Below are 15,577 nucleotides of genomic sequence, written 5' to 3' on the forward strand. Positions count from 1 at the left end.
ACAGGATAAAGATATATGAAAATTAAGTAAATTTGATTGATACTCGCTGATTATTTAGAGGAAAACTAGAGTCGTGTATTTATACAAAGCTGCATATACATAGAAATTCTCCAACAGAAAAGATTCTATTCGTGAAGGTTTGCTGATATGATGAAGGTAGTATTTATATGAGGGGCTAAAACGATATGAACGATCAGCAAAAAGAAGCGCTGGAACAAATGGAGACGCAATTCCAAACGATGGGCGTCACGCCAATTCAAGCATTATATAAATTGGACTACTCGGATAAACTAAGCAAAGAAGAATTTGAAATGGTCACAAAAGTATTCGTTAATAAATTCTTGTTTTCGGAGAACTGATTATGGCGAAGTATCGTAAGCTGAGTGTGTTGCTTTCGTAAAAGAAACAATGGTAGGGACAGTATAACTACCTGAAAAAGGAGCAAAGAATGAAGTGATTTCGTTCATTCTTTGCTCCTTTACTATGTTCATTATCTCTCTGGATAGATATTCGCTTCAATTTCTTCTCGTTGATCGGCCAAGAATGGCGGCAACGCAAAGCTTTCTCCCAAGCTTTCCAATGGTTCATCAATTGTAAAACCAGGAGACAGTGTAGCGAACTCCATTCGATTCCCACCGGGCTCGCGAATATAAAGGCTCTTAAAGTACTCACGCGAAACTATCTTTTCTATGTGCCAGCCTTGTTTCTCAGCTCGTTGATACAGTGCTTCTAACGCAGCATCATCAACAACCGCAAAGGCGATATGATCTGCGCTGCCTCGTCCCATATGACTTAGCTTATCCGATTCAGTCGGTAAGATCTCGAGAAAATCGGTAGGGTTTAGTTGAATTCGTTGATTGACCGTTGTCCAGCCAAGAAAAGTTTCAAAAAAATCGCTCGTCGCTTGAGGATCGCTGACGTGGATCTGACTAGAATTCAATCCTAGAATCTGTTTATCCGCGGGGACCTCATTTTTTACTTGGTGATCCGAAGCCAATGGTGGCAAATCCGTCTCAGTCAAAATGACTTCTACTTCATCTGGATCGGAAAACCGGATTTGTCGATCACTCACGGTATAGTCGATCTGATAGCTGTCCAATCGATCTCGCCAATAGCCTAAACTATTTTGCGGCAGCTTCAAGCCAATCGTTGAGATAAAGTTTCGGTTTTCATAACGATTCCCAAGATGCGGTACGACAAAAAAGGTCACGACACTGCCGGGCGCTCCTTGATAATCGCCGTAGTAGTAATGAAGCATCCGATGATTTTCTTGATTGACTGTATTCTTCACAAAACGCATCCCTAAAACTTCTGTATAAAAACGTACATTTTCATGACCATCTCTAGTCAATAATGAGATATGATGAAATGCTGCCATGGAAACACCTTCTTTTTTTGCTTACTTTTAATAAGTATAATGAAGAAAGCGATGTTATACAAGTTAAGTGACTTATCTAGCTCAAAACCTTGATCTAATCACGATGCTTGTCATTCGAGCTTGCCATTTTCGGGATGCTTTGGTATCTTGCTTGTAACTTATCTTTTCAACGATTAGGTTTGATTTAGGGGGATGAAGAGTTGCTTGGAGAAAAATTGAAAACACAACGAGTGTCGTTAGGACTGACCCAACAGGAAGTCGCCGACCATCTGCATGTCTCACGGCAGACGATTTCAAATTGGGAGGTAGGAAGAAACTTTCCAGACATTCCGATGATTATTTCGATCAGCGATTACTATCACATCTCCTTAGACGAATTGTTGAAGGGTGATGAACAATTAATGGAAAAAATGAAAAGAGATGCGGAACTGGTCAAACGAACCAAACGGAGGAAAATGTTTGACGCAGCATTTGTAGTGCTGTTGCTGCTGACGGTGATCTTTGCCTTTGTGATGAGTCGAATGCCCAATCTGGCAAACCAAAAACTATGGCCGATGCTGATTGTGGGCGTGGTGTTCATCTTCTCGATTGTACGCTTCTTTATGATCATACCGAAAGACGACAAAGTCCGTGGAAAATTTGCACCGATAATCGTTCCAAAATCCTTTGGTGTTGGTTGGGCGATCAATCCTTATCATCCGTTGGGGCTGGCGCTGTTGATCGGGATACTTATTGCGATCGAAGTGATGATATTTCTTGGGTGATAAATAAAGACTTTGCGAAGCTGCTTAAGAGTGAGTTCGCAAAGTCTTTTTTCTATTTCTACAAGAAACCCCAGAGTATAGGAGCATTGGCGATAAAAGTTCAATTCGTTCACGATGAACTGAGAGAAAATATCTAGCAGGATAAGCTATAATGAGATCAGAGAAAAAATTATAAGAAGGGAGTACTACCATATATGACGATGAACTTAATGCAAGATTATTTTCAGGTGCTTCAAGAAAGTATGGAATATGTAATCAATGAAGAACAGGCACCAATTCAACAATCCGCGCAAATGATGAGCGACAGTATTCAGCAAGAAAAGAAGATTTATTTCTTCGGCACAGGACATTCCTATATTATCGGACAGGAAGTCTTCGCTCGCGCTGGTGGCTATGCCGGATTTATCCCCATTTTGGAAAACGAACTAGGAATGAATCATGCCTTCAAGAGCACTATGATCGAGCGGACGACCGAATACGCGGATGTGCTGATGGAGCTGTATCCATTCAAAGAAGGCGACACGATCGTCATGACCTCAAATTCCGGTCGAAATGCACTGTTAGTTGAACTAGCGCAGCGCCTAAAAGAAATCGGTGTGAAAATCATCGCCCTCACTGCCCTAGAAGCCTCAAAGAATAGCACTAGTCGGCATAAAAGCGGTCTGCGACTATTCGAGTTGGCGGATGTCATTTTGGATAACCGCTCTGTCTATGGCGATGCTAGTATCCCTCATACAGAAGTAGTAAAAACCGGTCCAACATCGACTGTGATGAGCTGCTTCATTATTCAGTTAGTCGTTACCGCATTTGTGCAGATTGAAGTTGATCGTGGGATCGATGTTCCTGTGTTTAGAAGCAGTAATGTTGATGGCGGTGATGCGTATAATGAGAAGCTGTTTGATATTTATCGGTGAAGAAAAATGAATAAGTAAAACTGCGGAAGTTAAGATTTCTACTTAACTTCCGCAGTTTTTTATTAAAGAATGAACGCACACATGTTTATTCAGTTTTTATACAATAAATCTGTCGTAATTAATGAAAATAGTTATAATACGCAAAATCAAATTGCTGTCGCCCTCTTTTTTTGATAATATATTTTATATATAGATATTATAAATGTTATTTGATGTCAAATAGAAAATTCATATAAGGCGAAGCAAAATTTGCGAAAAGAGGCAGGTAAAATGAATAAGAAAATTGTCGTGCTTATCATGGTCACTACGGTAATTACTGCTTTAGTTATTTGCGGAGGAATGTACAGGGATGCTCAACGTAATAATCAAGTGGAAGCAGATAGGGTCGCCCAGCAAAAACTAGATGAACGAATTGAGAAAGAAAAAGAAACGCTACAAACTGCGGAAGCAGCAGTTAATACAGCTTATGAAACCCGATCGGACAAAGATATTGATACGGCCAATGAAGCCATCAAAAAGCTAACTGAGAATCAAAAAGCCGAAAAAACAAAACTGACCGATAAAATGACAAAATTAGCCGACTTTCTCAAACAAATTTCAGCTGTAGATAAAGCAATAAAGAAGGCTGAAGAATCGAGAACCGATGCCGATATTAAAGCTGCGCAGGATCTGATTGATAAAGAAACCGATCCGTATCTTAAAGACGATAAAAAGGCAGCACAAAAAAGATTAGACGATTTGAAAACACAAATCGCCAATGAACTTGCCCAGCAACAATTAGAAGCCGAGGCGCAGGAAAAAATAGAGCCAACAGAAGAACCAATCCAGCCGTCGGAAGAACAACCAAATACCCAAGAAATCCAGCCGGAGCAACAAACTCCAGCGCCTGCACAACCAACCTATAGCGAACAACCGCAGCCAAGCTATCAACAACCAGTCCAGCCAGATCCTGTGCAACCGGCACCGATTCAACCAGAGACATCCAATCCTGAACCAGTGCCCAGCCAGTCATCTGACGATGGAGGAAATACGCAACCATCAGAATCAGCATCCGAAGTCGGAAATGCTGATGCAAAAGAACTAGGATCGGAGCAATCAGGAAAGGATGTTAGTGATTAGCAAGGACTAAAAGTTGGAATCTAGTTTAAAGGTAAACGAAAAGTACTAAAGCCGTTGGGATTTTGGCCTTAGTACTTTTTGCTTTTATGGGAGTTTTTTTACTCATTCTGTGTTTATCAGTGAACAGTATTCAAGCAGACAGCGATAGCACAAAAAGCAAGTCGATTAGCTTTTTATAAATCTCAATTCTGTTCAATTGATTGGTATATAAATATCGGTAAAACTCTTATCCCTGTAATTTTTAGGGGGCTCAGTTACGAACAGTTCAAACGGCACTGCATCGCGGGCTTTCTGATCGTCTTTGAACAGCCATTCTTGATACATATAATCCCAAGCATCGCCATACTCTTTTGCGGATAGTTCAAAATGTCCAACACCAAATTTTCCTGAAATACTAGACAAGCAGATATTGCCGGTTTCTTGGACGTTTCGATCTTTCGGAATCGTCATGGCGACACTGGTGCGTAAATTTTTATCATCGGTAATAAATGGGTTGTCATCGTAAATAGTCAATACTTTGGTCTCATTTTCGAGGATGAGATCATTTTTTGTTGCGAATTCAAATAGCTCGTTGAACAGCTTGCGGCTTTGCTTTCTAAATGCTGCATAGCTTCCTCTGAAACGGATATAGATGATTTTCAAGTCTTCCAGCTTTTCTGTTGTGATGCTTTTAGGTTCGATCATTTTTGTGTCCCCCTTTTGGAATAACTCCATTATTCCATGTTTCTATTTGGAACTCTTGTCATTTCTTGCTGTTTCCGATACTTCGAGGGGCTGACGCCGAAATGTTTTTTGAAGGCTCTGCTGAAGGAACTTGCATCATTGTAGCCGTAGCTTAAAGCAATGTCGGTTAATGAAATCGAAGAGGACACACGTAGGAAAATGGCTGCGCGTTCCAACTTGAATCGGGTCACGAATTCTTTCAGTGTCTCGGACGAATATTTTTTAAAGATTCGGTGGAAATGAAACTCTGAAAAGTGCGCATTTTCTGCTAGATCACTTAGCGAGATTGGTTCTGCAAGATGCTGTTCAATGTAATCTTCTGTTTTATTGATTAACCGTTTATAGCTTTGTTCTGTTGAATCCTCCACGTCATCAGCCTCCAAGAACATTTCTTTATTCAATTATAAAAGACCCGCTTCCTTTTTTGAATAATATCCAGTGAAAACTGAGCACGTAATTTTACTTACAAATAGTAAGGTGATAAGGTGGGATTAATCATAAAGATTCGTTGATTCGAAAAGGAGGTTTTTCCCATGACAGTAATTATTCCCACATTTCAAATAAGCGCCACCGCGCACATTGGACGAGTGGCTTTGAAGGTAGCTAATTTAGAAAAAAAGACCCGCTTTTACCAAGAAATAATTGGTTTACAGGTCTTAGAACAAAACGCAACCCAAAGTACGCTAGGCGTTGACGATACGGTATTACTCGAATTACAGAAGGTACAAAACCCTTTGCCTGTAACACCTAAAACCGGTTTGTATCATGTCGCCTTTTTATTGCCTAGTCGAAAAGATTTAGGCAATGCCCTGCGTCACTATTTAACAGTAAAGGCGCCAGTGATCGGTGCGAGTGATCACGGTTATAGTGAAGCCCTTTATTTAAATGATCCAGAAGGTAATGGGATCGAAGTGTATCGCGACAAGCCGCAAAGTGAATGGGATATTCGTGCAGATGGTGAGATTGTTGGTGTGACGCTTGAGATGGATGCAGAAGGTGTCCTCGCTGCTAGTGATGGCACGTGGGACGGATTTCCGAAAGAAACGATTGTCGGTCACGTTCACCTAAAGGTAGCGGATTTGATGCAAACGGAAAACTATTTTACCGAAGTTTTAGGATTGTCCTTAAAAAATAATTTCGGCAATCAAGCCAAATTCTTTGCTACGGGAGATTACCATCACCATATCGGGTCCAATATCTGGTTAGGGAAAAATGTTCCGGTGATGACCAAAAACGACTTGGGCTTAGACTATTTCAGTTTCCTAGTACCCAATCAAGCCGAGCTGGATCGTTTAGAAAAGCATTGGAAAAATCGGATTGATTACACCAAAGATGAGAGCGGCAGTTTGACAGTGGTTGATCCAAATGGAATTACGATAAAGTTTGAAAAATAGAATAAGAGTTAAAGCAGAAATAGCAAGCTAGATACTGAAAAATCAGTGTCCAACTTGCTATTTTTGGTTCTATAATATTTTGTGTTGATGGAAAATCGAAGCCGATTTTCTACCAACACTTTTTTCTTGTCATCCAATCAAAAAGGAGCTACCGTTTGATAGAATTTAGTCGCCTAAAACCAACTCAATCAAAAGGAGCCCCTCAATGGATTATCATACTAGAAAACTACTTGGATTAACAGACATACACTTACATTTCGATGATGATTGGCTGGAAGAAAGAAACTATAAAGGCATCCAAGCCCAAGTGATCACAGGAAAACTAGTGACTTCACCTAGCCGATGTGAAAACTGCGGTTCTGCAGAGATTATTCACAATGGGTCGTATACAACCCATTCTCAGATGCTGAAAGTCAAAGAAAAGCTGACTATTTTAGAACTAAAGCGTAGCCGTTTCTTGTGTCACGCTTGCGGAACAACTTTTTCTGCTCAAACAGACTTAGTCGATGACCATCATCATCTAACGAAAGAACTGAAACAGGTGATCCTCATGGAATTATTTGAGAACCAATCACGAAAATTGATCGCAAAGAAGTACTTTGTTTCTGATGGAACGATCACGCGTATCTTACGCGAAGTGACCAAGGATTATCAACCGAATAAAAAATATCTGCCCTCTGTTTTATGCATGGACGAGTTTAAATCCATGAAATCCGTCGCTGGAGCCATGAGTTTTATTTGTGTGGATGGGACGACCAATAAGTTGTTCACGATCCTTGAAGATCGCCGATTATTCAAACTCACACAATATTTCATGCGGTTTCCAAGGAAGGCGCGATTGAACGTCAAGTACCTTGTGATGGATATGAACGCTAGCTATAATCAGCTCCTAAAAAAAGTATTTCCCAATGCCGAAATAGTGACAGATCGCTTTCATATCGTCCAACATATCAATCGCAGCTTTAACCAATTACGTGTTCAGATCATGAATCGTTTTCGCACATCCAACTCCGAAGATCAGAAGAAATACCGCCGGCTCAAACGATACTGGAAACTATTGCTTAAGGATTCAGACAAACTGGAACCGCTCAAACGGCATTACCATCGGCTTTTCAAAAAAGAAATCAGCCAAACAGAGATCATCGATGAACTCCTAAGCTACAACGAAGAATTACGAAAGGCGTATAAATTTGTCCAACTTTTACGCTATTACTTTACGAAGCGGGATAACACAGGCTTTCGTCATACGTTAAAAACGATGGACCCTAGTCTTCCCCAAGCATTTAAAAAGAAGTTCAAGGTCTTTCAACGCTATCAGGCAGGGATTACGAATGCCTTCAAGGTCAAGCTTTCCAATGGTGTCACAGAGGGCTTGAACAATAAAATCAAGCTGATCAAACGGATCGCCTTTGGCTACCGTAATTTCTATAACTTTCGCGCACGGATTTACTTACAACAAGGGTTGATCTTTGAAAACTAAAAAAAGTATGCGGCGCACAAAACGCGCCGCATACGGGACTAATTTTTATTCAGATTTGTATCCACCAACACGATTTGACGAAGAGCCCTATTTTTATTATTCTTATTTCGATAACGGTCGGCCACGTCTGTTTTGAACATTACGTACACTTTGTTTGCCCGTTACTTTGCTTTTTGATTGTTGTTGTGAATGTTCGAAGGCTCTCTTTTTCTTCTCATGAAGAAGTTCCTCTAGCTTAACCTTTGGCTTTGTCATCATTGCTCCCCCTTTCAGCAAAAATCGCAGTTAGCAGCCAGCAATTAATTTCATCCGCATGTGAACCAAATCCTTTCATTCGTACTATCTTTAGTATAAAGGAGAGATTCAAAGACGGAGGAGCATACTTTTGTATAAAAAAAGAAAGAGCCCGAATAAGCTCTTTCTTAACATTGTTTTTTCATCGTGCGAATGATGCGTTGGATACTTTTGATATCCAAATAATAGCTGCCAGCGAGCTCACGAGTACTATTTCCCATCTGATATTCCTGATAGATTTGTTGATTTCTTCGTTTAAGCATCTCTTTACTAGCAGTCTTGCTGCCCCAAGGCAAACGTTCCGTTGACCTCTTAGGGATATAAAGGATTGTACCATTAACATATTTTTGGATCTCTTTTACGATTTCCTTTGGTAGAAGTTCGAATGCATTCTGATAAGCCATCTTTTACCCTCCTAATAAAGTAGAATTTAGGATTCAGCAAAAGCTCTTCAAGCATTCCTGCCAAGCTTTTGCTAGGCTTTAATAATAATTACTCCCATTGTAATGCTCCTTTCGGGTACTAGGATTAGTATAGCATATTGATATTGCAAGCAGTGACTGAATTCAGTTTGTTTCTTTTAAAGACAGCATCGCAGTTGATGATGGTTATTCTGGGAGGATCCCTGTTGATATTTCAAAAGCACGTAGTCCAAAACGGCACGCTATATTCTCTTCAGTAATTCGAGTTTGTTCTTGAATTTGAAAATTTTTTTCTATTCAAGGAATGAAGTTCAAGTCACAAAATTTGATATAATAAAGCTGACAGTATACACAATTGTCTAGTAAAAAAAGGGAAATGTTAATAAAATCTATTTGAAACCCAGTGAGTTCAGTTGAACGATATATTTTAGAGAAAAATAGTGTTGTTGATTATCCAAGCCAAATGCTGTTTTATCGATTTCCTGTCGACCTACCTATAGAGTAAAGAAAGAGTAACTAGTTTATTTGAACAGCCCGTGAATATTGATTGATGAATCAAGAGAAATGATCAGCATTTAATAAGGAGAATAGTATAGATGAGCAAAAAGAATCAAGAAAAAAACGACTTAGATTTTATTAGATTATTTCACACTACCTTTAAAGAGTTCGAAAAAATTAGTAGTTCAATAAATTTTCTTCCTGATGAAGAAGGATATATCGGGGAGGATGAGCGAACCAATTTGAAAATTAAGCTTATGCTTTTAAGAAAATATATTACCAATGGCGAGACAGTTCAGTTAAAATCAATCGTTGAAAAACTAAAAAATTTGTTGCCACAAAAAACTAAAGAAATCGATCGCATTTATGATAATTTTAAAGCTAAGTCTAGCGAGCCAATGATTCATATAAATGCTAGAGGAGAAGAGCAGGATATTAGGGATGTTTTTCAAGATATGACTTATGGCTATTTCCTACATGCAGACTTTGATCGGGTTGATAGATTGAGAAATACAGATGAAAATTTACTTTGGGAAATGATTAAAAAATATGTTAGTGAAATTGAAGAAGCTATTATCGATATTGACGGGCTAATTGTTCGGGAAATTCCAAATGTTGAACCAATCCCTACAAGTTTTGCTAGTGAGCCTGTAGTAAGATATGCAGACGTAAAGGATAATGAGAAAGGAAAACTACAAGGACGATGGAGGAATCTTATCGCTCAACCGATGTCGGATGATTACATGTTAGAGGGGTTTGAAGGAATGAATCCAGAAGATATGGTCTGTTGGCTGATGGGAAGCGCATTTTTAACGAAATTAAATGAATCGAGCACACCTTCACCAGATGAAATGAGAGCAGTTGTACTTGAAGATACAATCAGTGATTGGGGAGATTTTTCAGGTATTCAAAAAGAAATTCAGTCTTTGGGAGAATACGGATTGTCTACCAGAGTTGATTACAACAATGATGGAAATGTGGCATGGTTAAAGGTATTTCCAGACGTCAGAGAGGGCTTTGTAGTATCAGTTTCACAACAAGTCAATGTTTATTATATTACTCTGGTTAGAGATGATTACGGGCGTGGAGATTGGAAAGTGTTTGCCTTTGGAGGGAAGGTCACAAATCCTTTTAAGATTGACTAATTGGAACAAAAGGATGTTGTAGAAAAAAGTGTATGTTAGTAAATTTTTTAGAATCAAAAGATTTAAGAGAGATCATGACTGATAGTCGAGGTTATGCAAAAGTATAGATATAACCTTTGCATAGTGCTGATGAAAACGTTTGTAGGTTTGACTAGAAAGCAAACTTATGTCTCGCAGGGATAGTAAGTATACAGAAGGTGAAAGAAGCTATTTGCTAATAGTACACTATTCTTACCCACAGTAGCAACATGTATTCACAGTCATTTTAATCAAATTTTTTGTTCTTATGATGAATATGAAAAAACTTAAGTTTTACTTAGAATAATGTATGCTCAATAAAAAACTCGTGTTATACTTTTTCTGAGTTGACCAGTTTTCATATTATTTTGAAAGGAGCTAGTTATGAATTGTGGGAAAGTATTCAAAAAAGTATATAATGAAAATTTTATTTTTCAATTAGTTCCTTATAATTATGAAAATGATAACTATTCAGAGCTAATAAAGAATCAGAAAAATGATGGGTTTAGACAAGTTCTATTTAACTCAGAATTGATGTTGAGAATAGTTAAATCGATCTATGATTATGAATACTTATATTTGTCCCAAGTAAAAATGAGTATTGATACAGATGAAAGCATACAAGAAGAAATTAGTAACTTGGCACTAGAGTCTCGTTCAAAAAGGGAGATGCTTTTTAAAATAGCAGACGCACTTGAATGGTATTCTGATAAGGAGTCAATTGATATTTGTGAAATCCATTTTTATAATAAAAATACTTCTAAAAGAAGTATTTTAAAAAATAATGGGATTATTTTGGGTAATGATATCCATCAATTATTCGAGCAATTCCTATCTCTTCAATTGGAGAGGTATTTTGATGAAGAGTGATATTAAAAAGCAAATAGAACAGTTAGTAATAGTAATTATCTCCGGTGTTTTGGCATATTTTTTTCCTTTAGCAACAAAGTTTATAAACATTAAATCGGATACAATTTTGGCAGGGTTTGATATTGCCATTTTTAATACGTTCTTAAATGTTTTGTGGCTTGGTGTGCAATATCATCTACAAAAGAAAATGATGAAAATAGAAATGTCAATAAAATCAATTGAACAAGAATCAAGTGAACTACATCTGACTAATGAGAGTGTAGGCGAAACTATTGATATTGTAGCTAGTATAATTGTTAAAGGGAAGAAGCGGAGTTGCAAGGAAAAGTTACTATTGAAATGCCCAGATTCTTATATTTTGCAAATCAATAAAAAATATCCATATATAACGGAGAAAAAAACCTCTGAAATATATGAGATAGATTTGAATAAAATGTTGGAAAAAAGTCCAGAAATTGATTTGGATGTTACTAGACAGGTCTATTTTTCTCTATCATTGGAGGATTACAACAAAGGTGATATAGATTCACTGAAGTTTGAAAAAGAGAAAAATTGGGGTTGGTTAAATATTGAAAGTAAAAAAATTAAATTAGCTCAAAAATAGAGTGATGGGGGAAGAAGATGGCTTATTCAAGGTGGATAGATAATACAAACGCATCCCTAGATGCATTAATAAATAAGTTGATGATGAATGTGAAATCAAAAACTGGGATAATTGATCCCTTTGACAATAGTCCTCTTTTGGTAAGTGTCGAAAAAGTTTTTAAAGATAGTAATCAAACTTTTGAAATTAATGGGAAAACAGTTGTTTATAATTATTTTGTTTATCAGAATGAATACTTAAAAAAGTATGAGCAAAACAATCCTTTAAGAGAAAAAAGAGTAGGAGAATATTCTGCTGATGTTATTATTTTCAGTTACAATAAAAGAAATTATTATATTGTAGATAAAGGGTATAATAATACTACTCTCGGCAAATTGAGAGAGATGGTTGGATATTCAGGAAAACTTGAAATTTCTGAACAGAGAATTCATGGTATTAAGACGGACTTGTTTATATGGATGATCCATCATTTACTTGATAATCCCAATGATTTTTTTGATGAGTCATGCACCACGAAAGTAGAGAGTGTGATTGGTTTTAAAGGAGCAACTGAGGATAAACTGGCTGAGATATCTGGTTCTGGAGAGAAAATAATGAAAATGCTCACAACTCTACTGTTTCTTTTTGAAAATCAGAATATTTCGAAAGTCGAAACAACTATTTTAAGAAAAAACGAGCATTTCAAGTTGACGTTAGGCGAAAATAGTCTGGTTGATATAGATTTCAATTCTTACGAAGGGGATGATTTCTTTGGGCTTAAGGAGGAATTTATTTCAAGAATCGCTATAAAGGTCTTTATTGATGTTGTGCCTTCAATTATTTCTTTTTTTTCAGATGAATTGGATTCAAAAAAATGGTCTGAAAAAAAGGAAGCAGCTTTTTTTAAAAATGTCGGTAAAGAATTGTCTAAAAAAATTAACGAGAGATTGCGGATTAAGAGTAAAAATCCTTAAAAGATATAGTTTGATTGTTTCGAATTGATTTGAAGCATATCAAAAAAAATTTAATCGTTGGATAGTTAAAATGTTGAAACCCTGCTAAGAAAAATCTTGGCAGGGTTTCTGGCAGGATACTATTCATTTTTTAGTTTTTCTTGTCCGTTTCACATTCAAAAAAATCTGTAAATAGACTTTCTCAATTCAAACTTTATTCCCACTCCACCGTAGCTGGTGGCTTAGACGTAATATCATACACAATCCGATTCACATGTGCGACTTCATTCACGATCCGAACGGAAATCTTTTGCAAGACATCCCATGGGATACGAGCGAAGTCTGCGGTCATACCATCGATTGAGGTAACCGCGCGGATACCGACTGTGTAGTCGTAGGTACGGCCGTCGCCCATTACACCGACTGAGCGGATGCCTGGTAGGACAGTGAAGTATTGCCAGATGTCGCGGTCAAGACCTGCGTTGGCGATTTCTTCACGCAGGATTGCGTCTGATTCGCGGACGATTTCTAGTTTTTCTTCAGTGATTTCACCAAGGACGCGGATACCTAAACCTGGTCCTGGGAATGGTTGGCGCCATACGATTGAGTCTGGCATGCCAAGCTGTGTTCCTAATTCGCGGACTTCGTCTTTGAATAGGGTATTTAGTGGTTCAATCAATTCGAACTGCATATCTTCTGGTAATCCACCTACGTTATGGTGAGATTTGATTGTTTGAGCTGTTTCGGTACCAGATTCGATCACGTCGGTATAAAGCGTTCCTTGGGCTAAGAAGGAAATACCTTCTTGACCAGCAAGTTTCGTTGCTTCATCGTCGAATAGATAAACGAATTCGTTTCCGATGATTTTGCGTTTTTTCTCTGGATCAGAAACGCCAGCTAATTTGTCTAGGAAACGGTCTTTGGCATCGACTTTGATGATGTTCAAGCCGAATTTTCCACCAAGTGCTTCCATAACTTGTTCGCCTTCGTTTTTACGTAATAGACCGTGGTCTACGAAGATCGATGTTAATTGATCACCGATAGCTTTTTGTAAAAGCACACCTACGACAGAGGAGTCCACGCCGCCTGATAGGCCAAGTAGGACTTTTTTGTCGCCAACTTGTTCACGGATTTTTGCGATTTGCATGTCGATGAAGTTGCTCATCGTCCAGTCGCCTTTACATTGACAAACATCTAGGGCAAAGTGACGTAATAGTTCGTTGCCGTATTCTGAATGACGCACTTCTGCGTGGAATTGAATCCCATAGATATTGCGTTCGGTATTTTGGATCGCTGCGATTGGGCAGTCTTTGCTGGTACCGACTTTTTCAAAGCCTTCAGGAACCTTCGTCACTAAATCGCCATGACTCATCAAGACTGTTTGTTCTTTTGGTGTTCCTTCAAATAATACCGCATGATCAGAAAGGACTTCTAAGGTTGCTTGTCCGTATTCACGGTTTTTTGCGGGTTCAACTTTTCCGCCTAGGTTATATGTGATCAGCTGCATGCCGTAGCAGATACCTAAGATGGGAATACCTAATTCAAAGATTTTTGGATCGATGGAGAAGGCTCCTTCGTCATAGACACTGTTTGGACCACCTGATAGGATGATCCCTTTTGGATTCATGGCTTTGACTTCTTCAGCAGTGATGCGGTGGCTCATAAGTTCTGAGAAGACACCGAATTCACGGATACGACGAGTGATTAATTGGTTGTACTGACTACCGTAGTCGAGTACGATGATTTTTTCTACGTTTGTCATTTCGGCAGAAACGTTTGTCACAATTATTACCCCTTTTCAAGTTTTATTATAAAAGAAAGCGAGCTTTCTTTATAAGCTAGTATTTACGCAAATAGATCTCATCAATGATATGATGCTTTGCCTTGTGCAAGATAATATCAGCTCGACCTCTCGTTGGCAAGATATACTCTTCCAAATTCTTCAAGTTCACATTTTTCCAGACATCTTCCGCCATGGCGATGGCTTCTTTGCGATCTCCGATAGCATAGTCATAATAGTAGTTATCCGGATCTTTAAAGGCCGTGTCCAGCAAGGATTCGAAACGCTCGATATACCAGCGCTCCACCATTTTCGGATCAGCGTCGACATAGATCGACAGGTCGAAAAAGTCGCTGACGTAGATTTGCTGATTGGCTGGCAGCTGCAAGGTATTAATGCCTTCCACGATCAGAATATCTGGTGAATCGATCGTTTCATATTCACCTTCTACGATATCGTACACATCATGGGAATATTTGGGAATTGGAATATTTTCTTTGCCTGATTTCACTTCATTTAAGACATCAATCAGATTCTCCATATCATAGCTCTCGGGAAATCCTTTGCGATCCATGATCCCACGTTCTTCTAAGACAGCATTTGGATATAAAAAACCGTCAGTGGTGATCAATTGGACTGTTTGATGTTTGAATAGGCGGTCTAATAAGGTCTGCAATAAACGAGCGGTAGTACTTTTTCCGACAGCCACACTTCCAGCGATCCCGATAATAAACGGCGGCATCTTCACATAACGGTGGAGAAACAACCCTTTGCTTAACGTAAGCGACTCAAAATCCTTCATATAAAGATGGATCAGGTGACACAAGGGTACATAAACGTCGGCCACATCCTTCATTGAGATTTGGTCGTTCAAGCTTTTAATGTTATCAAGCTCCGCTTGCGTCAACGGTGTGTTTCCCGGTGTGTAGAAATCCTGCCACTGATCGCGGGCAATCCGGAAATAGTTCCCTCTTTCGTTCATAAGAACCTCCTTATTCATACTAAAGTAATCATTTTTCAAAATCGAAAAATGAGTCCTATTTTCATGCCGTATACCATTCAACTAAGTGTGTCACAAATATACTGATGTAATAACTAAAATGAACGCCAAACAGAATAAACTGCGAAAAGTTGAACTGGCATCCTTATTCATACTACTATCTTCACGCTACATTCCAGTCATTTTTTAGGTAAAAAGCTGAACTGGCAACTGCGCTTATTCTACCATAAATTCGGCGGTAG

Annotated in this window: 17 protein-coding genes; 10 read left to right on the forward strand and 7 right to left on the reverse strand. The window is 38.4% G+C overall.

Features of this window, described 5'->3' with window-relative positions; translation table 11 throughout:
• Positions 1 to 185 precede the first annotated feature (185 nt).
• A complete protein-coding gene (locus AC4J95_RS16020) occupies positions 186 to 359 on the forward strand; it encodes a hypothetical protein (RefSeq protein WP_494550714.1) in 174 nt (57 codons plus the stop codon).
• A 131-nt stretch (positions 360 to 490) separates the two neighbouring features.
• On the opposite strand, the gene AC4J95_RS16025 is transcribed toward AC4J95_RS16020, so the two are convergent.
• Positions 491 to 1,378, reverse strand: coding sequence for a VOC family protein (locus tag AC4J95_RS16025; RefSeq protein WP_494550715.1), 888 nt, complete (start codon positions 1,376 to 1,378; stop codon positions 491 to 493).
• Positions 1,379 to 1,578: 200 nt separating this feature from the next.
• On the opposite strand from AC4J95_RS16025, the gene AC4J95_RS16030 reads away from it, so the two are divergent.
• The 3 genes from AC4J95_RS16030 (at position 1,579) to AC4J95_RS16040 (ending at position 4,175) form a co-directional block, all read left to right on the forward strand.
• On the forward strand, positions 1,579 to 2,142 hold the full coding sequence (locus AC4J95_RS16030) for a helix-turn-helix domain-containing protein (RefSeq protein WP_494550716.1): 564 nt from the start codon (positions 1,579 to 1,581) through the stop codon (positions 2,140 to 2,142).
• Positions 2,143 to 2,336: 194 nt separating this feature from the next.
• A complete protein-coding gene (locus AC4J95_RS16035; RefSeq protein WP_494550717.1) occupies positions 2,337 to 3,056 on the forward strand; it encodes an SIS domain-containing protein in 720 nt (239 codons plus the stop codon).
• A gap of 270 nt (positions 3,057 to 3,326) precedes the next feature.
• Positions 3,327 to 4,175 carry a hypothetical protein gene (locus AC4J95_RS16040; RefSeq protein ID WP_494550718.1) on the forward strand — a complete coding sequence of 283 codons (849 nt, stop codon included), beginning with the start codon at positions 3,327 to 3,329 and terminating at the stop codon, positions 4,173 to 4,175.
• Between the two features lie 192 nt (positions 4,176 to 4,367).
• Here AC4J95_RS16040 and AC4J95_RS16045 read toward each other — a convergent pair whose 3' ends face one another.
• Both AC4J95_RS16045 and AC4J95_RS16050 read right to left on the reverse strand, forming a co-directional pair.
• On the reverse strand, positions 4,368 to 4,859 hold the full coding sequence (locus AC4J95_RS16045; protein WP_494550719.1) for an AraC family transcriptional regulator: 492 nt from the start codon (positions 4,857 to 4,859) through the stop codon (positions 4,368 to 4,370).
• A gap of 29 nt (positions 4,860 to 4,888) precedes the next feature.
• Positions 4,889 to 5,266 (reverse strand): AraC family transcriptional regulator, encoded by a 378-nt coding sequence (locus tag AC4J95_RS16050; protein WP_494550720.1) that lies wholly within the window; start codon positions 5,264 to 5,266, stop codon positions 4,889 to 4,891.
• A 165-nt stretch (positions 5,267 to 5,431) separates the two neighbouring features.
• Between AC4J95_RS16050 and AC4J95_RS16055 the strand changes: the two genes are divergently transcribed.
• A complete protein-coding gene (locus AC4J95_RS16055; protein WP_494550721.1) occupies positions 5,432 to 6,292 on the forward strand; it encodes a VOC family protein in 861 nt (286 codons plus the stop codon).
• 205 nt (positions 6,293 to 6,497) lie between these two features.
• On the forward strand, positions 6,498 to 7,772 hold the full coding sequence (locus AC4J95_RS16060; protein WP_494550722.1) for an ISL3 family transposase: 1,275 nt from the start codon (positions 6,498 to 6,500) through the stop codon (positions 7,770 to 7,772).
• Between the two features lie 102 nt (positions 7,773 to 7,874).
• Here AC4J95_RS16060 and AC4J95_RS16065 read toward each other — a convergent pair whose 3' ends face one another.
• Both AC4J95_RS16065 and AC4J95_RS16070 read right to left on the reverse strand, forming a co-directional pair.
• A complete protein-coding gene (locus AC4J95_RS16065) occupies positions 7,875 to 8,027 on the reverse strand; it encodes a hypothetical protein (RefSeq protein WP_494550723.1) in 153 nt (50 codons plus the stop codon).
• Between the two features lie 167 nt (positions 8,028 to 8,194).
• The gene (locus AC4J95_RS16070; protein WP_494550724.1) at positions 8,195 to 8,470 is read right to left on the reverse strand and encodes a CD3324 family protein; all 276 of its coding nucleotides are present in this window, start codon (positions 8,468 to 8,470) and stop codon (positions 8,195 to 8,197) included.
• A gap of 614 nt (positions 8,471 to 9,084) precedes the next feature.
• Here AC4J95_RS16070 and AC4J95_RS16075 point away from each other — a divergent pair.
• The 4 genes from AC4J95_RS16075 to AC4J95_RS16090 all read left to right on the forward strand — a co-directional run bounded on the left by AC4J95_RS16075 (position 9,085) and on the right by AC4J95_RS16090 (position 12,576).
• Positions 9,085 to 10,131, forward strand: a complete 1,047-nt coding sequence (locus AC4J95_RS16075; protein ID WP_494550725.1) for a hypothetical protein — start codon at positions 9,085 to 9,087, stop codon at positions 10,129 to 10,131.
• Positions 10,132 to 10,533: 402 nt separating this feature from the next.
• A complete protein-coding gene (locus AC4J95_RS16080) occupies positions 10,534 to 11,019 on the forward strand; it encodes a hypothetical protein (protein ID WP_494550726.1) in 486 nt (161 codons plus the stop codon).
• On the forward strand, positions 11,009 to 11,623 hold the full coding sequence (locus AC4J95_RS16085) for a hypothetical protein (RefSeq protein WP_494550727.1): 615 nt from the start codon (positions 11,009 to 11,011) through the stop codon (positions 11,621 to 11,623). Before AC4J95_RS16080 ends, AC4J95_RS16085 begins: the two co-directional genes overlap by 11 nt.
• A gap of 17 nt (positions 11,624 to 11,640) precedes the next feature.
• The gene (locus AC4J95_RS16090) at positions 11,641 to 12,576 is read left to right on the forward strand and encodes a hypothetical protein (RefSeq protein ID WP_494550728.1); all 936 of its coding nucleotides are present in this window, start codon (positions 11,641 to 11,643) and stop codon (positions 12,574 to 12,576) included.
• Positions 12,577 to 12,769: 193 nt separating this feature from the next.
• Here the strand turns inward: AC4J95_RS16090 and guaA are convergent, their stop codons facing one another.
• A complete protein-coding gene (guaA, locus tag AC4J95_RS16095; RefSeq protein ID WP_494550729.1) occupies positions 12,770 to 14,338 on the reverse strand; it encodes a glutamine-hydrolyzing GMP synthase in 1,569 nt (522 codons plus the stop codon).
• 55 nt (positions 14,339 to 14,393) lie between these two features.
• Positions 14,394 to 15,317, reverse strand: a complete 924-nt coding sequence (gene coaA, locus AC4J95_RS16100; protein WP_438788586.1) for a type I pantothenate kinase — start codon at positions 15,315 to 15,317, stop codon at positions 14,394 to 14,396.
• Between the last annotated feature and the right edge of the window lie 260 nt (positions 15,318 to 15,577).

This window comes from Enterococcus sp. GPZ-007 (assembly GCF_059374735.1).